The organism is Roseovarius gahaiensis (genome assembly GCF_011601345.1).
Lineage (GTDB): Bacteria > Pseudomonadota > Alphaproteobacteria > Rhodobacterales > Rhodobacteraceae > Roseovarius > Roseovarius gahaiensis.
In genome coordinates, this window is the sequence record NZ_JAAORB010000016.1 from 13,940 (window position 1) to 36,474 (window position 22,535).

At 59.7% G+C, this 22,535-nt stretch carries 22 protein-coding genes and 1 tRNA gene; 14 read left to right on the top strand and 9 right to left on the bottom strand.

Annotated features, from left to right (window positions below):
* Window positions 1-100 precede the first annotated feature (100 nt).
* Complete coding sequence (locus HAT86_RS09535) at window positions 101-370, top strand: usg protein (protein WP_167196422.1); 270 nt, start codon at window positions 101-103, stop codon at window positions 368-370.
* A gap of 43 nt (window positions 371-413) precedes the next feature.
* Here HAT86_RS09535 and HAT86_RS09540 read toward each other — a convergent pair whose 3' ends face one another.
* On the bottom strand, window positions 414-974 hold the full coding sequence (locus HAT86_RS09540; RefSeq protein ID WP_167196425.1) for a lipid-binding SYLF domain-containing protein: 561 nt from the start codon (window positions 972-974) through the stop codon (window positions 414-416).
* Window positions 975-1,107: 133 nt separating this feature from the next.
* Window positions 1,108-2,109 (bottom strand): porphobilinogen synthase, encoded by a 1,002-nt coding sequence (hemB, locus tag HAT86_RS09545; RefSeq protein ID WP_167196428.1) that lies wholly within the window; start codon window positions 2,107-2,109, stop codon window positions 1,108-1,110.
* A 119-nt stretch (window positions 2,110-2,228) separates the two neighbouring features.
* Between hemB and HAT86_RS09550 the strand changes: the two genes are divergently transcribed.
* From HAT86_RS09550 to HAT86_RS09560, 3 genes are read left to right on the top strand one after another with little or no spacing between them, the layout of a single operon-like run.
* Entirely contained in the window at window positions 2,229-2,762 is a 534-nt protein-coding gene (locus HAT86_RS09550) for a component of SufBCD complex (RefSeq protein ID WP_167196431.1), read from the top strand.
* A gap of 48 nt (window positions 2,763-2,810) precedes the next feature.
* Window positions 2,811-6,272, top strand: a complete 3,462-nt coding sequence (mfd, locus tag HAT86_RS09555; RefSeq protein ID WP_167196434.1) for a transcription-repair coupling factor — start codon at window positions 2,811-2,813, stop codon at window positions 6,270-6,272.
* Entirely contained in the window at window positions 6,265-6,858 is a 594-nt protein-coding gene (locus tag HAT86_RS09560) for a GNAT family N-acetyltransferase (RefSeq protein WP_167196437.1), read from the top strand. Before mfd ends, HAT86_RS09560 begins: the two co-directional genes overlap by 8 nt.
* Window positions 6,859-6,891: 33 nt before the next feature.
* Here the strand turns inward: HAT86_RS09560 and HAT86_RS09565 are convergent, their stop codons facing one another.
* From HAT86_RS09565 to HAT86_RS09575, 3 genes are read right to left on the bottom strand one after another with little or no spacing between them, the layout of a single operon-like run.
* On the bottom strand, window positions 6,892-7,479 hold the full coding sequence (locus tag HAT86_RS09565; protein ID WP_167196440.1) for an HD domain-containing protein: 588 nt from the start codon (window positions 7,477-7,479) through the stop codon (window positions 6,892-6,894).
* Window positions 7,476-7,718 carry a hypothetical protein gene (locus HAT86_RS09570; RefSeq protein WP_167196443.1) on the bottom strand — a complete coding sequence of 81 codons (243 nt, stop codon included), beginning with the start codon at window positions 7,716-7,718 and terminating at the stop codon, window positions 7,476-7,478. The genes HAT86_RS09565 and HAT86_RS09570 overlap by 4 nt, the downstream gene beginning before the upstream one ends.
* A gap of 4 nt (window positions 7,719-7,722) precedes the next feature.
* On the bottom strand, window positions 7,723-8,376 hold the full coding sequence (locus HAT86_RS09575) for an alpha/beta hydrolase (RefSeq protein WP_167196446.1): 654 nt from the start codon (window positions 8,374-8,376) through the stop codon (window positions 7,723-7,725).
* Window positions 8,377-8,528: 152 nt separating this feature from the next.
* Here HAT86_RS09575 and iscR point away from each other — a divergent pair, with 152 nt between their 5' ends.
* The 9 genes from iscR (at window position 8,529) to HAT86_RS09620 (ending at window position 16,715) form a co-directional block, all read left to right on the top strand.
* Window positions 8,529-8,990 (top strand): Fe-S cluster assembly transcriptional regulator IscR, encoded by a 462-nt coding sequence (gene iscR / locus HAT86_RS09580; RefSeq protein WP_167196449.1) that lies wholly within the window; start codon window positions 8,529-8,531, stop codon window positions 8,988-8,990.
* A gap of 61 nt (window positions 8,991-9,051) precedes the next feature.
* Complete coding sequence (locus HAT86_RS09585) at window positions 9,052-10,095, top strand: cysteine desulfurase family protein (protein WP_167196453.1); 1,044 nt, start codon at window positions 9,052-9,054, stop codon at window positions 10,093-10,095.
* 25 nt (window positions 10,096-10,120) lie between these two features.
* On the top strand, window positions 10,121-11,644 hold the full coding sequence (sufB, locus tag HAT86_RS09590) for a Fe-S cluster assembly protein SufB (protein WP_167196456.1): 1,524 nt from the start codon (window positions 10,121-10,123) through the stop codon (window positions 11,642-11,644).
* Window positions 11,645-11,731: 87 nt separating this feature from the next.
* A complete protein-coding gene (locus tag HAT86_RS09595; RefSeq protein WP_167196459.1) occupies window positions 11,732-12,334 on the top strand; it encodes a hypothetical protein in 603 nt (200 codons plus the stop codon).
* A 32-nt stretch (window positions 12,335-12,366) separates the two neighbouring features.
* The gene (gene sufC, locus HAT86_RS09600; protein WP_167196462.1) at window positions 12,367-13,122 is read left to right on the top strand and encodes a Fe-S cluster assembly ATPase SufC; all 756 of its coding nucleotides are present in this window, start codon (window positions 12,367-12,369) and stop codon (window positions 13,120-13,122) included.
* The gene (gene sufD, locus HAT86_RS09605; protein WP_167196465.1) at window positions 13,122-14,411 is read left to right on the top strand and encodes a Fe-S cluster assembly protein SufD; all 1,290 of its coding nucleotides are present in this window, start codon (window positions 13,122-13,124) and stop codon (window positions 14,409-14,411) included. The genes sufC and sufD overlap by 1 nt, the downstream gene beginning before the upstream one ends.
* Window positions 14,411-14,896, top strand: coding sequence for a YIP1 family protein (locus tag HAT86_RS09610; protein ID WP_167196468.1), 486 nt, complete (start codon window positions 14,411-14,413; stop codon window positions 14,894-14,896). The genes sufD and HAT86_RS09610 overlap by 1 nt, the downstream gene beginning before the upstream one ends.
* Window positions 14,893-15,495: a Yip1 family protein gene (locus tag HAT86_RS09615; RefSeq protein WP_167196471.1), complete on the top strand. Its 603-nt coding sequence runs from the start codon at window positions 14,893-14,895 to the stop codon at window positions 15,493-15,495. The genes HAT86_RS09610 and HAT86_RS09615 overlap by 4 nt, the downstream gene beginning before the upstream one ends.
* Window positions 15,495-16,715 carry a cysteine desulfurase gene (locus HAT86_RS09620; protein WP_167196474.1) on the top strand — a complete coding sequence of 407 codons (1,221 nt, stop codon included), beginning with the start codon at window positions 15,495-15,497 and terminating at the stop codon, window positions 16,713-16,715. The genes HAT86_RS09615 and HAT86_RS09620 overlap by 1 nt, the downstream gene beginning before the upstream one ends.
* 3 nt (window positions 16,716-16,718) lie before the next feature.
* Here HAT86_RS09620 and HAT86_RS09625 read toward each other — a convergent pair whose 3' ends face one another.
* Entirely contained in the window at window positions 16,719-18,212 is a 1,494-nt protein-coding gene (locus HAT86_RS09625; protein ID WP_167196477.1) for a fused MFS/spermidine synthase, read from the bottom strand.
* Window positions 18,213-18,523: 311 nt separating this feature from the next.
* On the opposite strand from HAT86_RS09625, the gene HAT86_RS09630 reads away from it, so the two are divergent.
* Window positions 18,524-18,600: transfer RNA gene (locus HAT86_RS09630), tRNA-Arg, on the top strand.
* 449 nt (window positions 18,601-19,049) lie between these two features.
* Here the strand turns inward: HAT86_RS09630 and HAT86_RS09635 are convergent.
* From HAT86_RS09635 to HAT86_RS09645, 3 genes are read right to left on the bottom strand one after another with little or no spacing between them, the layout of a single operon-like run.
* Window positions 19,050-20,645 (bottom strand): ABC transporter ATP-binding protein, encoded by a 1,596-nt coding sequence (locus HAT86_RS09635; protein WP_167196480.1) that lies wholly within the window; start codon window positions 20,643-20,645, stop codon window positions 19,050-19,052.
* Between the two features lie 3 nt (window positions 20,646-20,648).
* A complete protein-coding gene (locus tag HAT86_RS09640; protein WP_196780577.1) occupies window positions 20,649-21,488 on the bottom strand; it encodes an ABC transporter permease in 840 nt (279 codons plus the stop codon).
* A gap of 12 nt (window positions 21,489-21,500) precedes the next feature.
* The gene (locus HAT86_RS09645; protein ID WP_167196483.1) at window positions 21,501-22,466 is read right to left on the bottom strand and encodes an ABC transporter permease; all 966 of its coding nucleotides are present in this window, start codon (window positions 22,464-22,466) and stop codon (window positions 21,501-21,503) included.
* Window positions 22,467-22,535: the final 69 nt, after the last annotated feature.

A 22,535-nucleotide genomic window follows, 5' to 3' on the forward strand; every position in this document is an offset into this window, starting at 1 on the left:
CCACCCTATAAGCCTGCTAACATACTGTTTTTATTGTAAAGTAATTTTCCTGTGGCATGATTTGAAGATAACAACAAAACAGGCCAACAGGAGATCGAACATGACCATGTCAGAAACCGAAATGATGCTGAACGGCTATGGGCTGACCACTGCGGAATTTTTCTATCATATGCCGGACTATGCACATGTGCTGAACACATTCATCTGGCAGGATTACGATACCGCGCCCGATCATCCGCGCCTGTTCGATTTTGTTGAATTCTGGCAGGAGGAAATAGAGGGCCCTTTGCATTCGGTCCGTTTTACGCACCGCAAGCTGATCAGCCCCGGAGAGTGGCGCAATATCGTGGGCGAATTCACCTTGCATTAACCGAACGGTCAACGGTGAGGGGGCAATGCCCCCTCGACCCAGATCAGGGGATAATGCGGTTGTATTTAAGGCCTTCAAGCGACACGCCCGCCATCGCCCCGGCCTGACCAAAGATGACGGCCACAACCGGTGCTGTGCTGGTGGTGGTGTCGGCGCGCAGGTTCTCGCCCTTGTCGCTGAACACATATTCGATATCCGCACCGGCCACCCAACCAGACGACCGGCGGAAACGGCTAAGCGCATCTTCGGTCATGAAGAACAGGACATGCGCAAATTGCTGCGCCCCGATCTGCAATCCGACACTGCCCTTGGTGGCCGAGTAGTAATCGACCGTGCTGTTGTTGATCCGCAAAGCGCCACGGCCATACCCGCCGCCAAACATAAATCCGGCCTCTGTCATCAATGGCATGATCAGCATGCCAGTGGATTTCCCGGCCAGATCCCGTGTGTTGGGGTAGGTGTTATAAAGGTAATTCAACGTGGTATCGACGCGCGCATCGATTTTCTGGGCGTTGTTGCCGCCAACACCGTTCCCGCAAGCCGCCAAAAGGGGCGTTCCTGCAAGCACGCCAAGCGTGAAGCCGCGTCTGGAGATATTGCTCATGGTATTGCCTGTTCGTTGCCTGACATAAATGCCGGCGTTTTTTGTTATGCCGGTCACCGCAAGTATACGGGCGGATTTTCGCTGTGTCACGCGCCTTTGGTGGCTATGCGCAAGGCTTTGCCGCCTGCGACGTCTATGAGCCGTTCATCATCCGCGCGGCCAGCGGGGCAAAATAGCTTAGCACACCGTCACACCCGGCGCGTTTAAACGCCATCAGGCTTTCCATCATGGCGCGGTCGCCATCTATCCAGCCTTGCTGCGCGGCGGCTTGGATCATCGCGTATTCGCCTGACACCTGATAAGCAAACGTGGGCGCTGCAAATTCGTCTTTCACCCGGCGGCAGATATCCAGATAGGGCATGCCGGGTTTAACCATCACCATATCGGCCCCTTCCGACAGGTCACGCGCCACGCAGCGCAGCGCCTCGTCCGTATTGGCCGGATTCATCTGGTAGGTTTTCTTGTCGCCTTTCAACGCACCGCTGGCGCCAACCGCGTCCCGGAACGGGCCATAGAAGGCGCTGGCATATTTGGCGGCATAGCTAAGCAGCATGACATCGTGATGGCCTGCCGCCTCAAGCGCCGCGCGGATCGCACCGATGCGCCCATCCATCATGTCCGAGGGGCCGATGATATCAACCCCGGCGTCGGCTTGGCTGAGCGCCTGTTTGACCAAGGCGTCGACCGTTTCATCGTTGATGATTTTCCCGTCCACCACAAACCCGTCATGGCCAGTGTCGGAATAGGGATCAAGCGCGACATCGGTCATGATCGCGATATCGGGCACCGCCGCCTTGACGGCGCGCGTGGCCCGGTTTGACAGGTTGTCAGGGTTCCACGCCTCGGCGCAATCCGACGTGCGGTTGGCATTGCCGGTATAGGGGAACAGGCAAATCGCCGGGATGCCAAGGGCATGGGCCTCTTGCGCAGCCTCGACAACCTTGTCGACACTGCGCCGGATCACGCCCGGCATCGACGGCACCGGCTCTTCGATCCCTTCACCATCGCGCACAAACAGCGGCCAGATCAGGTCGGCCGGGGTCAGGGTGTTTTCGGCCACCAACGCGCGAATGGCGGGGGACCGGCGCGGACGGCGCAGACGGGTGGTGGGAAAGGCGGCTTGGGTGGTTTTCATGATGGGCCTTCACTGTCGGTTTAATTGCGTGATTGGCATGGAACTTCGGTCTTCTCAAGGGTAGGAATTGCCGCGCCGCACCGCTAAGACAGGCAAAACGCAAGATAAGGCCATTTGTATTGGACTGGTACGAAACGATTTTCGAGCTGATCGACATGCGCAGCTTCAGCAACCTTTGGTTCTGGATTGCGCTTGCGGTTTTATGGTCTTCGACCAGCCATTGGGTGCTTGGTGTGCCGTGGGACATGATCATTCGGGCGCGCAAAAAAAGCGCCGATGCCCAAAGTGTGGTCGATCTGCATGATCTGGTGCGGATCAATGTGAACCGGATTTTGTATATCATTCACGAGTCGGGCCTGCTGATTGCCGGGTTTGTCTGTTTCGCGCTAACCGTTCTGGGGCTGACAGGTTTTGTTTACGGCAAGGAAATTTCGCAAGCTTTGTTCTTGCTGGGGTTCCCGATGAGCCTTGTTGGCGTGTTCTCGGTGCTGACCGCGCGCAAGATCAGGCACAGCGGCCTTGAGAATGCAGCCCTTTACAAACAGCTCTACCGCCACCGGCTGATCACGCAGGTGATCGGCATGCTTTCGATCTTCGTCACCGCGATGTGGGGCATGTTGCAGAACATGAATGTCGGTGTTCTGGGCGGCTGACGCGCGGCGCGGTTGCACCCTGTGCGCCGTCCGGGTATCGGGCACAGCATGAACGGATATGACCATATCAAAGTGGGCGGCGCGCCCGAAGGGTTTGACGCACGTCTGATCCTTGATGAGGTGGCGCGCCAATCGGGCCCGGTGGCCCATGTGTCGCGCGATGACAAGCGGCTGGCGGCGATGGCCGACGCGTTGCGCTTTTTCGCGCCGGATATGCCGGTGATCCGGTTTCCGGGGTGGGATTGCCTGCCGTTTGACCGGATGTCACCAAACGCTGATATCTCGGCGGCGCGCATGGCAACATTGGCCGGGCTGGTGCACGGGATGCCCAAGCAGTTCGTGCTGCTGACCACGCTGAATGCGGCCACGCAACGCATTCCGGCCCGCGACACCCTGCAAGAGGCGGCATTCTCGGCGCGGGTGAACTACCAGATCGACGAGGACGCGTTGAAGGCGTTTCTGGTGCGGATGGGGTTTTCGCAGGCCCCCAAGGTGATGGAGCCGGGCGATTACGCGGTTCGGGGCGGCATCATCGACATTTACCCGCCGGGCGAAACCGGGCCAGTGCGTCTGGATCTGTTTGGCGATGTTCTGGATGGCATCCGCAGGTTTGATCCGGCCACACAGCGCACGACGGAAAAACTGGATCAGATCGAATTGGCCCCGGTCAGCGAGGTTATTCTGGACGAGGCCGCGATCACCCGGTTTCGGCAAAATTACCGCATCGCCTTTGGCGCGGCGGGCACCGACGACCCGCTCTATGAGGCGGTCAGCGCCGGGCGCAAACATGCCGGTGTTGAACATTGGCTGCCGTTTTTCCACGAACGGCTTGAGACGCTGTTCGATTACCTGCCCGAGGCGACGATCACGCTGGATGATCAGGTCACCCCGGCGCGGTTGTCACGGTGGGACACCATCGTTGACCAATACGAAGCGCGCCAACATGCCTTGCAGCAAAAAAGCCGCGAGGGGACGATTTACAAACCCGTGCCGCCCGAGCTTTTGTATCTGGATGATGCTGCATGGGAGGCGGCCTTGCAGGGGCGGCGGATCTTGCAGTTTGCCCCCTTGCCACAGGCGACCGGACCGGGGGTGATTGATGCCGGTGGCCGCATCGGGCGCAACTTTGCGCCGGAACGACAAAGCGAAACCCTGAACCTGTTTGCCGCTTTGAAGGACCACATCCAAGCCAAGATGGCCGATGGCCCGGTCTTGGTTGCCAGCTATTCCGACGGGGCGCGCGAACGTCTGGAAGGGCTTTTGGAGGACGAAGGCTTGATTGGCCCGGCCACGGTGCCCGACGCCACCCGGATCGGCAAGCACGGGCTGCATCTGGCGGTCTGGCCGCTGGAGCATGGGTTCGAGGCGCCGGGCCTGACAGTGATTGCCGAACAGGATGTCTTGGGCGACCGGCTGATCCGATCCCCGAAAAAGCGCCGGCGCGCGGATAATTTCCTGACCGAGGCGCAAAGCCTCAGCCCCGGCGATCTGGTGGTTCACGTCGATCACGGGGTGGGGCGCTACACGGGCCTTGAGGTTGTCAGCGCGGCAGGCGCGGCGCATGAATGCCTGCTGCTGGAATATGCCGAGAATTCCAAGCTGTATCTGCCGGTTGAGAATATCGAACTGCTCAGCCGATATGGCCATGACGAGGGTCTGCTGGACCGTTTGGGCGGCGGCGCGTGGCAGGCCAAGAAGGCCAAGCTGAAAGAACGCATCCGCGAGATGGCCGACCGGCTGATCCGCATCGCCGCCGAGCGCGAGTTGCGCAAGGCCCCGGTGCTGGAGCCCGAGCATCACCCGTGGGAGGAATTCTCGGCCCGGTTCCCCTATACCGAAACAGACGATCAGCTGCGCGCCATCGAGGATGTGCTGGCTGATCTTGAGGCGGGCCGCCCGATGGACCGTCTGATTTGCGGTGATGTGGGCTTTGGCAAGACCGAAGTCGCGATGCGGGCGGCCTTCGTCGCGGCCATGTCGGGACAGCAGGTGGCGGTGATCGCGCCGACAACCCTGTTGGCGCGCCAGCATTACCAAAGTTTTGCCGAACGGCTTCGCGGCTTTCCCATCAACGTGCGGCCCTTGTCGCGCTTTGTGACCCAGAAAGACGCAAACCAAACCCGCGAGGGGATGGCCAAAGGCGAGGTGGATATCGTGGTGGGGACCCATGCACTGTTGGCCAAATCGGTGCGGTTCAAGAACCTTGGGCTGCTGATCATCGACGAAGAGCAACGCTTTGGCGTGGGCCACAAGGAACGGCTGAAACAATTGCGCAGCGATGTGCATGTTTTGACGCTGACCGCCACGCCGATCCCGCGCACGCTGCAACTGTCGCTGTCGGGCGTGCGCGATTTGTCGATCATCGGCACGCCGCCTGTCGACCGGTTGTCGATCCGCACTTATGTGTCAGAGTTTGACACCGTCACAGTGCGCGAGGCGCTGTTGCGCGAACATTATCGCGGCGGGCAAAGTTTCTATGTGGTGCCGCGCGTCAGCGATCTGCGCGAGATTGAGGAGTTCCTGAAAGAGCAGGTGCCCGAGGTGTCGTATGTCATCGCGCATGGCCAGATGGCCGCGCGCGAATTGGACGACCGGATGAACGCCTTTTACGACGGCAAATACGATGTGCTGCTGGCCACCACAATCGTCGAGTCGGGGCTGGATATTCCTACGGCGAACACGATGATCGTGCATCGCGCGGATATGTTCGGGCTTAGCCAGCTTTACCAGATCCGGGGCCGGGTGGGGCGCGCCAAGACACGGGCCTACGCCTATCTGACCACCAAGCCGCGCGTGCGCCTGACACCGGCGGCGGAAAAACGTCTGCGGGTTCTGGGCAGTCTCGACACGCTTGGCGCGGGGTTCACGCTGGCCAGTCAGGATCTGGACATTCGCGGGGCTGGCAATCTTCTGGGCGAAGAGCAATCGGGCCAGATGCGCGATGTCGGCTATGAACTTTACCAGTCGATGCTTGAAGAGGCGATTGGCAAGATCAAGGCGGGCGAACTGCAAGGGCTGAGTGATGACGATGGACAGTGGGCGCCGCAGATCAATCTTGGCGTGCCGGTGCTGATCCCCGAGGATTACGTGCCCGATCTGGATGTGCGCCTTGGCCTGTATCGCCGCCTCAGCGGGCTCAGCACCAAGGTTGAGCTGGAAGGCTTTGCCGCCGAATTGATCGACCGGTTCGGCAAATTGCCGAAAGAGGTCAACACGCTGATGCTGATCGTGCGGATCAAGGCGATGTGCAAAAAGGCGGGCATTTCCAAGCTGGATGGCGGGCCCAAAGGCGCGACGATCCAGTTTCACAACGACAAATTCGCCTCGCCGCAGGGATTGGTCGAATTTATCAGCGCGCAAAAAGGGCTGGCAAAAGTGCGTGACAACAAGATCGTCGTGCGCCGCGATTGGCGTAAGGATAGCGACAAGATCAAAGGGGCCTTTGCCATTGCCCGCGATCTGGCCGAACGTGTGATTGCCGAAAAGAAAAAGGCCAAAGCCAATGCTTGAAGACGGCTTGCATGGCGTTCCGGCGGGGCATACGGCCTCGGTTGTGACGCATCTTGAGATGCAGGCCCAAGCGCCGCAGCGCCCCGAGGCTGATTTGCCGCTGACGTTGGAACGGATCACAACGCCAGACCCTGATTGGTATCTTGGGCTGTTTCGCAAGGTCGGCGCGCCATGGCTTTGGTTTGGCCGCCTGACGCTGACCCGCGACGCGCTGTTGACGGTGATACACGATGCGCAGGTTCACGTTTATGCGGTGCGCGAGGCGGGGCAGGATGTGGGGCTGCTGGAGTTGGATTTTCGCCACCACCCCGATTGTGAGCTGGCCTATTTCGGGTTGACCGAAAGCGCCGTTGGACGCGGCGCAGGCCGGTGGATGATGAACCGGGCAATCGGGTTGGCATGGGCGCAGGGCATCACTCGGTTTCATGTTCACACCTGCACGCTGGATCATCCGGCTGCCTTGGCGTTTTATCAACGCAGCGGTTTCGTGCCCTATGCGCGAGAAATCGAAATAGTAGAAGACCCGCGCCTGTCGGCGCTTTTGCCCATGGATGCCGCGCCGCATGTGCCATTGATTGGCCGCTGAGGGCTCATCAGGCCTTGCGGCCTGCCTCGTGGCTTAGCGGTTGCGCGCGAACCACTCGCGAATTTTGGGCAAAATCCAATTCCACAGCACCGGCGCACCGCGCGTGATCGGCTGGCCGACGCGGGTTTCCACCTGATCCAACGTTGCGTTGTGATCGCGCCAGCTGATCCCGCCGGACGCAAGGTTTTGATTGGGCGGCTGAAACCTGTCGAGGGCTTTGGCAAAGCGCGCATCGGGTGTTTGGGCCGCCTCAAACCCATCCCACAGGGCGCGCAGCGCCGTGGCCTGGTCGGCGGGCAACAGGCCAAAAAGGCGCGTGGCGGCGGCGTCTTCTGCTTGGGCAATGGCGCTGTGATCGGTCTGGGCGTAAAGCGGCGTGTCGCCGGCATCGATCTCGACCAGATCATGCAGCAATAGCATTTTGATCACGCGGTCGCGCGACACGCCTTGCGGGGCGTGCTCGCTCAATATCAGGGCGTATAACGCGACATGCCAGCTATGCTCGGCCGAGTTTTCATAGCGTGACCCGTCGCATAGGGTATTGGCACGGGTTACGGATTTCAGGCGGCAGGCCTCGGACAGAAACGCCATTTGCGCATCAAGTCGATCTGTTTGGCTCATTCCTTGGGGGCCTGCCCGGCCTTGGCCTGAAACGCCTTGGCGCGATCCATCAGCATCTGGCGGGCTTTGACATTGGCGCGGCGCACGCGAAGCGACGTCAGAAAAGCCTCTTCCGCTGTTTGCGAGGTCGCGCCAAGAACCTTGACCATGTCCGAGACAATCTGCTCGTCGCCGGTGGCGTCGATATATTTCAACACATCCAGTGCCAGTTGATCCGCAAGGTCTTCGGTGACGCCCATCAGATCACCGGGTTGTTTCGGTCAGCCGGCGTTTCACATACCCGGTGACCGTGTCGATCATGGTGTCCATATAGGGCTCTTTGAAAAAGTGGTCAGAGCCTTCGATTTCCTCATGCGTGACCGTAATGCCCTGCTGTTCGTGCAACTTGTTGACCAGCGACGTGGTGTCGGCGGGCGGGGCCACGCGATCGGCGGTGCCGTTGATGATCAACCCGGACGAAGGGCAGGGGGCGAGGAACGAGAAATCATACATGTTGGCCGGCGGCGAGACCGACACGAACCCTGTAATTTCAGGGCGGCGCATCAAAAGCTGCATGCCGATCCAAGCACCAAAGGAAAACCCGGCAACCCAGCAATGCTTGGAGTTGTTGTTCATCGACTGCAGGTAATCCAATGCCGAGGCCGCATCGCTAAGCTCACCAACGCCCTGGTCATACTCGCCCTGGCTGCGGCCGACGCCGCGAAAATTAAAGCGCAAGACGGTGAAGCCCATGTTATAAAACGCGTAGTGGAGGTTATACACCACCTTGTTGTTCATCGTGCCGCCGAATTGCGGGTGCGGATGCAGAACGATGGCAATCGGGGCGTCCTTTTCGCGCTGCGGGTGGTAGCGTCCTTCAAGTCGGCCTTCGGGACCGGGAAAGATAACCTCGGGCATAGAGCCTTGTTCTCCGTATATGGGTGCGCGAAATTCTTGACGAATTCGCTCAATCACCTTAGAACGTTTCTAAATTTCCTACCGGGGCCGGAGGATGCAAGCGGGATAAGCCTTGCAAGGCCCCGCGTCAATCAATTCGCGGGAGCGTGCCCATGAAACTAAGCACTAAGGGCCGGTATGCGATGGTGGCCTTGGTCGATATCGCGTTGCAGGACAATGACACGCTGGTGACGCTTGGTGAGATTTCCAAGCGGCAGGATATCTCGCTGCCCTATCTGGAACAGCTGTTCGTCAAGCTGCGCCGCGCCGATCTGGTCGCGTCGGTGCGTGGCCCGGGCGGGGGCTATCGGCTGGCCCGGCCCGCCTCGGAAATACGGGTGGTCGATGTGTTGTCGGCCGTCGATGAAACCGTCAGCGCCCTGCAAAAAGGCGCGGGCGCGTCAGGCGGGGCCAGCGGATCGCGGGCGCAATCGATGACCAACCGCTTGTGGGAATCCTTAAGCGCGCAGGTCTACGTGTTCCTGCATCAAACCCGGCTAAGCGATGTGGTCAGCAACACGCTGGCCCCGTGCCCGGCCGTTCCGACGTTGTTTTCCGTGGTGGACGAAGAATGACCCCAACATCGCCCCTTCTGTTTCCGTCGGTTTCCCGACGCGCAATGCGGGCGCACCCGTGATGGGCCGAGTCTATCTTGATCATAACGCCACAGCACCTTTGCGGCCCGAGGCGCGCGCCGCGATGATCGACGCTATGGACATCGTGGGGAACCCCTCCAGCGTGCATACCGAGGGGCGCGCGGCGAAAGCGGTAATCGAACGTGCTCGTGGGCAGGTTGCGGCCGCTTTGGGGGCGGACGGGGCGGATATCATCTTTACCTCGGGCGCGACCGAGGCGGCGGCCTTGGCCTGCGCCGGTCGCGGCCTGCACGGATCAGCGGTTGAACATGATGCGGTCAAGGCGTGGGTTTCGTCTGATTTGCAGGTGGATGCAAAAGGCCACGTCGCGGTGACAGACCCGGCGCAATCGGCGCTGCAATTGGCAAATTCTGAAACCGGGATCATTCAAACGCTGCCAGAGGGGCTGGAGGTCAGCGATATGACCCAAGCCTTTGGCAAACTTCCCTTGGCGTTCAACTGGTCGGGGTGCAAGATGGCGTTGGTATCGGCGCATAAACTTGGTGGCCCGAAAGGCATTGGTGCGCTTGTCGTCCGGCGCGGCACCGATTTGGCCGCGCAGATCAAAGGCGGTGGGCAAGAAATGGGCCGCCGGTCGGGCACTGAAAACGTCATTGGCATTGCAGGATTTGGGGCCGCTGCCGAAGCGGCAGCGCGCGATTTGGCCAACGGGGTGTGGGACCGGATTGAAGAATTTAGAAAGATTCTAGAAAATACCATTGCAGCCGATGCGAACGAGACTATTTTTGTCGGGAAAGGGGCGTCTCGCCTTCCCAACACGTCGTGTCTGATCGCGCCGGGCTGGAAGGGGGAAACCCAAGTGATGACAATGGACCTGTCTGGGTTCGCCATTTCGGCGGGATCGGCCTGTTCCAGCGGCAAAGTTCGCGCCAGCGGCGTTTTGCAGGCCATGGGCTATAGCGACGCCGAGGCCGGTTCGGCGATCCGCATATCACTTGGGCCGGACACCTCGCAGGATGACATTACACGCTTTGCCGAAACCTGGCTGAAGCACTGGAAAAAACACCGCGCCCGTGCGGCGTGAGGCCACGACCAAGGAGGTGACCAACATGGCGGCACTCGACGACACACAAGTCAAGGACGGCGTTGATCAGGAAACAGTTGATGCGGTCCGCGAAATGGCGGGCCCCTACAAGCACGGCTGGAACACCGATATCGAGATGGATTATGCGCCCAAGGGCCTGACCGAAGATATCGTCAAACTGATCTCGGACAAGAACGAAGAACCCCAGTGGATGACCGACTGGCGGTTGCAGGCCTATGAGCGGTGGCTGCAAAAGAAAGAGCCTGACTGGGCGATGCTGGATTACCCAGAGGTCGATTTTCAGGAGCAGTATTACTACGCGCGCCCCAAAAGCATGGCCGAAAAGCCCAAGTCTTTGGATGACGTGGACCCCAAGATTCTGGAAACCTACAAAAAGCTGGGTATCCCGCTGAAAGAGCAGATGGTGCTTGCCGGCGTCGAAGGTGCCGACGAGGCCCCCGCCGAGGGCCGCAAGGTGGCCGTGGATGCGGTGTTTGACTCGGTGTCGGTCGGCACGACCTTCCAGAAAGAGCTGGAAAGCGCCGGGGTTATCTTCTGTTCGATCTCCGAGGCCATCCAAAAGCATCCCGAGCTGGTCAAGAAATACCTTGGCTCTGTCGTGCCGGTCAGCGACAATTTCTATGCGACGCTGAATTCGGCCGTGTTCTCGGACGGGTCGTTTGTTTACGTGCCGCCCGGTGTGCGCTGCCCGATGGAGCTGAGCACATATTTCCGGATCAACGCGGAAAACACCGGCCAGTTTGAACGCACGCTGATCATTGCCGACAAAGGCTCTTACGTCAGCTACCTGGAAGGCTGCACCGCACCGCAGCGCGACGAGTCGCAGTTGCACGCCGCCGTGGTCGAGATCGTCGTCGAGGAAGACGCCGAGGTGAAATATTCCACAGTGCAAAACTGGTTCCCCGGTAACGAGGACGGCACAGGCGGCATCTACAACTTTGTCACCAAGCGCGCCGATTGCCGGGGCGACCGGGCCAAGGTGATGTGGACGCAGGTGGAAACCGGCAGCGCCGTGACGTGGAAATACCCGTCGTGCATCCTGCGGGGCGACGACAGCCAAGGCGAGTTTTATTCCATCGCCATCACCAACAACTATCAGCAGGCCGATACCGGCACCAAGATGGTTCATCTGGGCAAGAACACACGCTCGCGCATCGTGTCCAAGGGGATCAGTGCGGGGCAGGCGCAGAACACCTATCGCGGGTTGGTGTCGATGCATCCGAAGGCCACGAACAGCCGGAACTACACCCAGTGTGACAGCCTGCTGATCGGTGACAAATGCGGCGCCCACACGGTGCCTTACATAGAGGTCAAGAACAACTCGTCGCGGGTCGAGCATGAGGCCACCACCAGCAAGGTAGACGATGATCAGATGTTCTATTGCCGTCAGCGCGGCATGGACGAAGAAGAGGCCGTGGCCTTGGTCGTGAACGGGTTCTGCAAGGACGTGTTGCAGGCGCTGCCAATGGAATTCGCCATGGAAGCACAGCAGTTGGTGGCAATTTCGCTGGAAGGATCGGTGGGCTAAGGCCCGCCGAACCGCCGCAATGGTCATGCGCGTGCCTTTTCCCGCTGACGGGCCTGCCCGTCCGCTTCCCCGGCGGGGCACTGTCGCATGACCGGCTCGGCCACCATATCGCGCCCTGAACTGACGTTACCCGAGGCCGAGGCAGACCGGTTGCGCACAGCTTATGACGACGCGCAGGTGATCTTGGAATACGGGTCTGGCGGGTCAACGGTAATGGCGGCGGAAATGCCGGGAAAGTTTGTTTTCTCGGTCGAAAGTGACAAGGACTGGGCCCAGATGATGCGGGGCTGGTTTGCTGAAAATCCACCGGCCACGGGCACCGAGGTGGATGTGATCTGGTCGGATATCGGGCCGACTAAGGCATGGGGCTACCCCGCGTCAAACCGCGAATGGCAGCGCTTTGCGCGCTATCCGCTGGAGGTGTGGGATTTGCCCGAATTTCGCCAGCCTGACGTGGTGCTGGTGGATGGCCGGTTTCGCGCCGGATGTGCGATGGCGACGGCCTTTCGCACGCAACGCCCGGTGACGGTGTTTGTCGACGACTACGCGCGGCGCAAGCACTACCACCGGATCGAAGAGTTTTTGGGCCGGCCAGACATGACCGGCCGGATGGCTGAATTTGCGATTGAACCAATGGCTGTGCCTGCGGAAAGATTGCTGACGATAGTCGAAATGATGACGCGGCCCTGAGCCGATTGTGAATAAATATGAGGAGCTGAAAAATGCTGGAAATCAAGAACCTGCATGTCGATCTTGAAGAAGAGGAAAAGACCATCCTCAAAGGTGTGGAACTGACCGTTGACGCCGGCAAGGTGCATGCGATCATGGGGCCTAATGGGTCGGGTAAATCGACGCTCAGCTATGTTTTGGCAGGCCGCGACGGCTATGAAGTCACCCAAGGCAGCGCCACGCTGGACGGTGTGGATATCCTGGACATGGAGCCCGAAGAGCGCGCCGCCGAAGGCTTGTTTTTGGCATTCCAGTATCCGGTGGAAATTCCCGGTGTCGGCAACATGACCTTTATGCGCACCGCCGTGAACGCACAGCGCAAGGCCAAAGGTCTGGATGAGATGAGCGCAACGGATTTCCTCAAGCTGATCCGCGAAAAAGCCAAGGAGCTGAAGATGGACAGCGACATGCTCAAGCGGCCTGTCAACGTGGGCTTCTCGGGCGGCGAGAAAAAGCGCAACGAGATTTTGCAAATGGCCATGCTTGAACCCAAGATGTGCATCCTTGATGAAACCGATTCCGGGCTGGATGTGGACGCGATGAAACTGGTTGCCGATGGCGTCAACGCCCTGCGCCAAGAGGGGCGCGGATTTCTTGTGATCACCCACTATCAGCGCCTGCTGGATCATATCAAACCCGATGTTGTGCACATCATGTCGAACGGGCGCATCATCAAAACCGGTGGCCCCGAACTGGCGCTTGAAGTCGAAAAGAACGGCTATGCTGATCTGATCGAGGAGGTGGCGTAATGGCGTTGCCACAAGTGAAACAGGACGCGACCGAAGCGCGATTGGCGGCGACCGACCGGCCCGCCAAAGGCGCGGCATGGGCGGAAACCGCGCGCGACGCGGCGCTGTCCCGCGTGCGCTCTATGGGCTTGCCGCATCGCCGCGATGAGTATTGGAAGTTCACAACGCCCGATAGCCTTGTTCAGCCCGACGCCCCGGCAGCGGCTGTGCACGTCTCGGACGAGACAAATACCTTTGACGAGGTGGAGCGGCTGCATATCGTGTTTGTCGATGGTGTGTTCGATGCCTCGGCCAGCGATGAGTTGGCGCTTGAAGGCGTAAATATCGAACGTCTGGCCGATGCGGTCAGCACCGATATTCACTGGGCCAAGGATGTCTATGGCGTGCTGGAACTGCGCGGTCAGGATCCGGTGGCGCGGCCTTTGGCGGCACTGAACACCGCCTTGGCCAGCGATGGCGTGGTGATCCACGTCACCGGCAAAGCCAGCAAGCCGATCAATCTTGTGTATCATCATACCTCCGACACATCGGATGCGATCCTGCACCATGTTATCAAGCTGGACCAAGGGGCCGATCTGACGGTTTTGGAAAACGGACCAGCCGCGGCGCGGTTCAACAAGGTTATGGAGGTCGATGTGGCGGATGGTGCAACCTTCCATCACGTGCGCACCCAAGGCCGTGATCACGAACGCCGTGCGGTCACTCATCTGTTCGCCCGCTTGGGCGAGGAAAGCACATTCAAGTCCTTTACACTGACCGCCAATGGCGCTCTGACGCGCAACGAATGTGTGGTTGAGCTGACCGGCGACAACGCTGCGGCGCATGTCGCGGGGGCCTGCGTGGGCGATGGCGATTTCTTGCATGACGACACGGTTTTCATCACTCATGACGCGGTCAATTGCGAAAGCCGTCAAGTGTTCAAGAAAGTGCTGCGCAACGGCGCGCGTGGTGTGTTCCAAGGCAAAATTCTGGTTAAGCCTGGTGCCCAGAAAACCGATGGCTATCAGATCAGCCAATCCTTGCTGTTGGATGGCGATAGCGAGTTTGACGCCAAGCCCGAGCTGGAAATCTACGCCGATGATGTTGCCTGTTCGCATGGGTCGACGACCGGCGCGATTGACGAGGACGGCTTGTTTTATCTGCGTGCACGCGGTGTGCCCGAGGATATCGCAACCAACTTGATGACGCTGGCCTTTTTGGCCGAGGCCGTCGAGGAAATCGAGGACGAGAGCCTGCGCAACATAATCGTTTCCCGGCTGGAAGGCTGGTTGGACCGTCGGCTCGGCTGATGCCTGTCACAACGGATATCGCGGCCACCTACAAGGGGCCGCGGGCCGTCTTTCGGCGGCTTTTGGCTATGGACCAGAACGAAGGCCGCGCCCTTGCGCTCGTGATGGCGGCCTGCGTTGTGGTGTTCGTCGGTCAATGGCCCCGTCTGGCCCGTGAAGCGCATCTGAATGAACAAGAGCTGAACCCGCTTTTGGGCGGCGCATTATTGGGTTGGGTGTTTATAATGCCGCTGGTGTTATATGCGCTGGCCTTTGTCAGTCACCTGTTGCAACGCGGCTTTGGTGGGCAGGGTGACGGCTACACCAGCCGTCTGGCGCTGTTCTGGGCATTTCTGGCGGCAAGCCCGCTGATGTTGTTGAATGGGCTTATTGCCGGCTTTGTCGGGCCCGGACCGGGGTTGAAACTTGTTGGCGTGATCTGGATTGTCATTTTCCTTTGGTTCTGGCTGTCTAACCTGCGCGAAGCAGGCTGGGGGACATCGTGAACACCGTAAATATAAAACAGTTGTTTGTTCTGACACTAAAGGCCCCGAAAGAGGCGGGCGCACAGGTTCTGGCACTGGACCTGCCAATTCGGGGCCTGTGGTTGGCGCTGTCGCTGGTGTCGGTGGTGACGTCGATTATTTTTGCGTCGCTGATGCAGCTTGCCCCGATGGGTGAGGATCAGTTCAGCGATTTGATGCGGACCTCGCCGGCGCACAGCGCACCGTTGGTTTTTGCGCTGCTGCAATGGGCACGCGCCGTCGTATCCGTGCTTGTGATCTACTATGTTGGCCGCATGATGGGCGGCACCGGGCAGTTGCGCGATGTCTTGGCCGTGATGGCATGGCTTCAGGCGGTGACGTTTGTCTTGATGGTTGGCTTGGTGATTATGGGCGCAATTTTACCAATGCTCAGTTCTTTGGTGATCCTTGCCATGGTCATCTGGTGGGTTTGGGCTATCGTTTCACTTCTGAACGTGGCGCATGGGTTTGACAGTATGTTCAAGGCCGGCGGTGTCTTGATCGTGTCATTGCTAGGCGTGACGGTTGGCATGTCGATTTTCTTTGGGGCCATATCGGCCTTATTTGTGGGGGCCTCCTGATGCTGGATATCAATAAGATCCGGGCCGATTTTCCGATTCTCAGCCGCGAGGTGAACGGTAAACCGTTGGTTTACCTTGATAACGGGGCATCGGCGCAGAAACCGCAGGTGGTGATTGATGCCATCACCACGGCCTATTCGCACGAATATGCCAATGTGCATCGCGGCCTGCATTACCTCAGCAACCTTTCGACCGAGAAATACGAGGCCGTTCGCGGGACCATCGCACGATTTCTGGGGGTTGCGGATGAAGATCAGATCATCCTGAATTCCGGCACCACCGAGGGGATCAACATGGTCGCCTACGGCTGGGCCATGCCACGGATGCAGGCGGGCGACGAGATTGTCCTGTCGGTCATGGAACACCACGCCAATATCGTGCCATGGCATTTTCTGCGCGAGCGGCAAGGCGTGAACCTGAAATGGGTCGATACCGACGCCACAGGTGCGCTTGACCCGCAAAAAGTGATTGATGCCATCGGTCCCAAGACGAAGCTGGTGGCCATCACGCATTTGTCGAACGTTCTAGGCACCAAGGTGGATGTCAAAACGATCTGCGATGCGGCCCGCGAAAAAGGCGTGCCGGTGCTGGTCGACGGAAGCCAAGCAGCCGTGCATATGCCTGTGAATGTCGATGAGATCGGCTGTGACTTCTATGCGATCACCGGGCATAAACTCTATGGTCCATCCGGATCGGGTGCGATTTTTGTGCACAAGGATCGCATGGCCGAAATGCGCCCCTTCATCGGGGGCGGCGACATGATTCGTGAGGTCAGCAAAGACGCGGTCAGCTATAATGACCCGCCGATGAAATTCGAGGCTGGCACACCGGGGATCGTGCAAACCATCGGTCTAGGTGTCGCACTCGACTACATGATGGATGTCGGGATGGAGACCATCGCGGCGCACGAGGACGACCTGAGCCACTACGCCCAAGACAAGCTTAACGGGCTGAATTGGTTGACGACTCAGGGCACAACGCCTGACAAAGCGGCGATCTTTTCGTTCACCATGCAGGGCGCGGCCCATGCGCATGACATCAGCACGATTCTGGACAAGAAAGGCGTCGCCGTGCGGGCTGGCCAGCATTGCACCGGGCCCTTGATGGAGCATTTGGGCGTGACGGCCACCTGCCGCGCATCCTTCGCGATGTATAACACCCGCGACGAGGTGGATGCGTTGATCGACGCGTTGGAACTGGCGCATGATCTGTTTGGCTGAGCGTTAACCGGGGCCAAGCAGCCGATCAATCGGAGCATAATCATCGGTTAGGACCAAAGCGTCTTTGTCGGCCAATATGCTGTGTTCAAAGCGTTTCGACAGAACGCCAAACCGTTTTCTGTCGGGGGCGGGCAGCAGCAGGCTGTCCACCGGGCTTTTACTGTCTGAGGCGACCAGAACAAAGACCATTCGTTGCCCCGGTTCTGGCGCGCGCTGTTCCGTCCAGATTTCGACGGTTTCAAACACGTCCGATAAGGTGCGATGGATCGACGCCAGAGCCTCAAGCCGGTGTTCGAAGTCGATGACGTTCATCACGAACACGCCACCGGGTGTCAGCCGATCTTGCACCAGTTGGAAAAACTGTTGTGTGATCAGATGTGAGGGCACGGCAATATCGGCAAAAGCATCGCCCACAACCACGTCATAGCGGGTGTCGGGGCGGATCAGCAGCGCGCGGCGGGCGTCTTCGTGCAGCACGGTCACGCTATCGGGATCAAACCAGAAGTCGCGCGCGGCGGTTTGCGTCACGGAGGGGTCGATCTCGGCCACGGTCATCGGGCCGATCCCTCGGTCCGTCCATGCACGCGGGATGGAATAGGTGCCACCGCCCACAAAAAACGCCGAAAACGGCCTGTCGCCCATGCGCATCCGGGCAAGCCCGTCCAGCATGGCGGCGTGATCGGTGAACATGACGCGCGGCGCGTCGCGGGCGCTGATGCCATGTGCCAAATGGTCGATCACCATCAGGTTGACCGGACTGTCGGAAATGGCCGAAATATCTTGTGTCCGGATGCAGAAATAGCGGCTTTCTGTGTCGCATGGGCTGGATATGAACGCGGCGCTGCCCGAGATCGCAAACGCAATTACTGCCGGCACAAAAACGCCTGCCGAATTCAACTGCCGCGCCAATCCAAAACAAATCAGCGCCGCCACGACATAGCATATGGCGACGATACTGATGGTCAGCGCGCTGCCCAACCACGAGATAAAGACAAAGCCAGCCAACAAGGTGCCTGCGATTGCGCCGATCGCCCCCGCAGCGAACATGGCCCCAAGCGCGCGACCTGATTTATCAGCCCCGCTGACGGCAATCTGCGCCAAGACCGGGGCTGGCACACCGGCAAAGAAAGACGGCGCAAAAAACGCCGCTGCGCACAGCACCGTGATGCCCCAAACCGGATTGGCCACAACATCCAGCACCGGCATAGCGGTGAGCCGCAAAACGCCCCCGGCGATGGCCGTGGTCAGGGCGGCGGCCAGCAAGGCCCACCCGGTCGATGCCATGGCACGCGGAGCAGGGCGCTCGGCCACGCGGCCGCCCCACCAATGCCCGGCGGAAAACCCCGCCAACACAACGGCGATGATCGCGGTCCATGTATAAAGGGACATGCCGACATAGGGGGCCATCATTCGGCCTGCCACGATCTCGACCACAAGACTGGCCGCAGAAACGGCGCCTTGCAGGGCAATCAACAACCAAAGCGGGGCATTCAGCATTCAAGTCTCATTCATCAAACTTAACAATTGCAGCCATAACGCCGCATCTGCCCCGCAGGTGCAAGCCGGAACATCGGGGCTTTGATATCCCATGTCAGGCCCGCGCGCTTTGGCCTGTGCCACAACAGGCAAGTATATGACCGCCGGACAACGCGCGGCCCCAAGAGTGCCAGAGCCTATCTTTGAGCGCCAGTGACTTAGAAAACAAACCGCGCCACGGTGAAAATTATACGGTGCAAAATATCCAGAAACGCCCCGGAAACTATGGGATTGCACAGGGTTTTGGGACAGGTTAGAAGGCGCTTATACGCGGTCCTGTAGCTCAGCTGGATAGAGTACTTGCCTCCGAAGCAAGGGGTCACAGGTTCGAATCCTGTCAGGACCGCCATTTCCAAACTGTCAGATGTCGCGCAAAACTGACTTTTGTGTCACATCACTGACCCAGATTACTGCCTCAGAATTACAAAGCGCACATTCACGCCTTAGGGCGGCTAAGGGCTGGTCAGGGCCCCAATCGGCCGCTGGAACAAGCCGCGCATCGCCTGACCGTGGGCTGGCGATCCGACCTGCGAGATGCAGAGCTTTATGCCTGCCTAGTCATTGCTTCAGTCAGGCCACGCACCAAGCCCCGCCAAATCGCCAGACCGCGGGACGGTCAGGCGATGCGCGGCGGCCTTCGGCCTTGATTCCGAGTGGGGCATCGAAGGACCGGCAGCAAATTCCGCTCTGCCAGCTAGACTGACCCCGCGTAAAGGTCTGCTCTAACCTGTCCGGCGGCTTCGGGCCACGTCGGCTTCGGGCTGTAACAGATGACGTCCTGCCCAAAGCTGCGCTCTCCTACCAATCCGTGCCCGGCACGGCGGCCAACAGGCTGCGGGTGTAGTCGGCCTTTGGGGTGAGGAACACCTCGGACACGGGGCCAATTTCCACCAGCTTGCCGTGCTGCATCACCGCCACACGGTCACACAACTGGGCGGCCACGCGCATATCGTGGGTGATAAACATCAACGACAGGTTCAGCCGCTTTTGCAGGTCGCGCAGCAGGTCAAGCACCTGTGCCTGAATGGACACATCCAGCGCTGACACGGCCTCATCCGCGATGATCAGGTCAGGGTCCATCGCCAAGGCGCGGGCGATGCCGATGCGTTGCCGCTGACCGCCGGAGAACTCGTGCGGGTAGCGATCGGCGGCGCCAGCGTCCAGTTCGACGATTTCCAGCAACTCGCGTGCGCGGGCATAGGCCTGCGCCTTTGGCACGCCTTGCACAATCGGCCCTTCGGATAAAGCATGCAGGATTTTCTTGCGCGGGTTGAGCGAGGCGTAAGGATCTTGAAAGATCATTTGCACCCGGCGGCGGGCGCTGCGCAATTCCGCGGCGGTCAGGCTGTTCATGTCCTGACCATCAAGGATCACCTCGCCGCTATCAGCCTCGACCAGCCGGACGATGGCGCGCCCGACTGTGGATTTGCCCGAGCCGGATTCGCCGACGATGCCCAAAACTTCGCCGCGCGCGATAGTGAACGAGACTCCGTCAATCGCCGTGACACTGCGCTTGGGTTTGAACATGCCTCCCGAGGTGACAAAGGTTTTGCGCAGATCACGCACCTCAAGAACCGGGGCGGAGGTCACCGGAACGGGGGTTGGCACGCTATCGGTGGGAATCGCTGCAAGCAGGGCTTGTGTGTAGGCGTGCTGCGGGGTGGTCAGCACATCATCGGCGCTGCCCTGTTCGACGATGTCTCCATAGCGCATGACGATCACACGGTCGGCGATTTCGGCGACGACGCCGAAATCATGGGTGATGAACATCACCGCCATGCCGTGGCGCTGCTGGATTGTCTTGATCAGGTCAAGGATTTGCGCCTGTGTTGTCACGTCAAGCGCGGTGGTGGGCTCATCCGCGATCAGGATCGCCGGATCAAGGGCCAAGGCCATCGCGATCATGGCGCGCTGCCGCTGCCCGCCGGACAGTTGGAACGGATAGGCGCGGATGATCTTTTCGGGGTCGGGCAGGCCGACCTCTTGGATCAGGGCCAGTGCCTTTTCGCGCCGTTCGGTCGGGGTGTGGCGATTGTGGGCTTCGAACACCTCGGTGATCTGGTCGCCAATGCGCATCAGCGGGTTGAGCGCGGTCATCGGCTCCTGAAAGATCATGCCGATCCGGTCACCGCGCAGTTTGCGCCGCTCGGTATCGGGCAGGGCCAGCAGATCGCGGCCCTCAAAAATGGCAGAGCCTTGCGCCACCGCTACCTGATCGGGCAACAGGCCCATCAACGCATTTGCCGTCATCGACTTGCCCGAGCCGGATTCACCCACGACACACAGGATCTCGCCGGCGTTCAGATCGAATTCAACATTCTGAACGGCATAGTCGCGATCCGCCCCCGGCGGCAGGGAAATCGCAAGGTTGCGAATGGAAAGAACGGGTTCCATCGGTCAGCGTCCCTTTCTGGCCAAGCGCGGGTTCAGCGCATCGTTCAGGCCTTCGCCGATCAGGTTCAGCGCCAACACGGTCAACAGGATCGCCACACCTGGAATAAAGCTCAGCCACCATGCCGAGCGGATCACCGTGCGCGCCGCGCCGATCATGTAACCCCAGCTCATGATATTGGGGTCACCAAGCCCAAGAAACGACAGCGAGCTTTCCAGCAAGATTGCCGTCGCCACCATCAGCGACGCCATCACGATGATTGGCGACATCGCATTGGGCAGCACATGGCCAAACAGGATGCGGCTATTCGACAGCCCGGCCAGCCGCGCAGCATCGACGAATTCGCGCTTGCGCAAAGACAGCACCTCGGCCCGGACGAGACGCGCCACCGGGGGCCAACTGACAATGGCGATGGCCAATGTGATGGTGGGCAGGGTCGGCTCTAGGATCGCGACAAGAACGATCGCCAGTGCGAAATTGGGGATGGTCTGAAAAAACTCGGTAAAGCGCATGGCGCCGTCGTCGATCAGGCCGCCGTAGAAACCGGCAAAGGCCCCAAGCGGCACCCCGATCAAAAGCGCCACCAGCGTCGAAACCAACCCAACGATCAGCGACACCCGCGCGCCATGCACCAGCCCGGCGGCCACGTCACGGCCCAATGTATCGGTGCCCAACGGAAAGCCTTCGGTGCTGAACGGCGGCAGGAATGGCCGCTGCACCATTTTCCAAGGGCTGTCGGGATAGATCAGCGGCGCGAACACGGCCAGCAAGATCACCGTGATCAAGATCAGCGCGCCGATAACAGCGCCGCGATTGCGCGAAAAGCGTTTGAGGAAATCCATCATCGTTTAGCCTCCTCAAATCCGCGGGTCGATCAGCCGATAGACTATATCGGTGATGATATTGAAGGCGATAACCATGGCCGCAGACACAAGGAACACGCCCAGCAAGGTGTTGTAATCCCGGGCGGTCAGGCTTTCGAACATCAGCCGTCCAATGCCGGGCCATGCAAACACCGTTTCGGTCAAAACCGCACCGCCAACCAGTTGGCCCGCTTGCAGGCCTGCCAGTGTGACCACCGGCAACAGGGCGTTGCGCAGGATGTGGCGGCGGCGGATCGTGCCCTCAGTCAGTCCCTTGGAACGGGCGGTCTTGACGAAATCCATCTGGCTAACCTCAAGCACCGAAGACCGTGTCATGCGCAGGTAAACGGCCATGAAGAACAGCCCCAAGGTCAGCGCGGGCAGGAACAAATGTCGTAACCGGTCGAGAACCATCTCAAAGCCCGACAGATCTGCGCCGACGGTCCCGTAACCGAAGGCCGGAAACCAACCCAGCTTGACCGAGAACAGGACCACCGCCATCAGCGCCACCCAGAACAGCGGTGTGGCGTAAAACAGCAGCGCCATCGAGGTGATCGCGCTGTCGCCCCATTTGCCTTGCCGTGCGGCGGCGGCCATCCCGAAGACCACCCCAAGAAGCAAGGACATGCCAAAGGCGGTCAGCGTCAGCAGCAAGGTAGCGGGCAGGCGATCAAGGATCAGGTCCAGCACCGGCATTTGCTGGCGGTAGGAATAGCCAAGGTCCAGTTGCAAAACGCCCGAGACATAGTTCCAAAACTGCACGTAAAGCGGCTGGTCGAGCCCGAATTGTTCGCGCAACTGCTGGATGAACTGTTCATCGGCTGCACCTGCTTCACCCGCCATGACCATGGCGGGGTCACCGGGGGCGGCATGGATCAGAAAGAAATTCAGGATGACGATCAGCAAAAGGGTGATCAGCGCCTTTGCGGCACGCCCAAAAATCGCGGCGGCAAGTGTCATTCAATTAAACCTGACGGGTTGTCTGTTGAGACGGGACATCTGACCTGTCGGCCCAACCAAGGGCCGGGC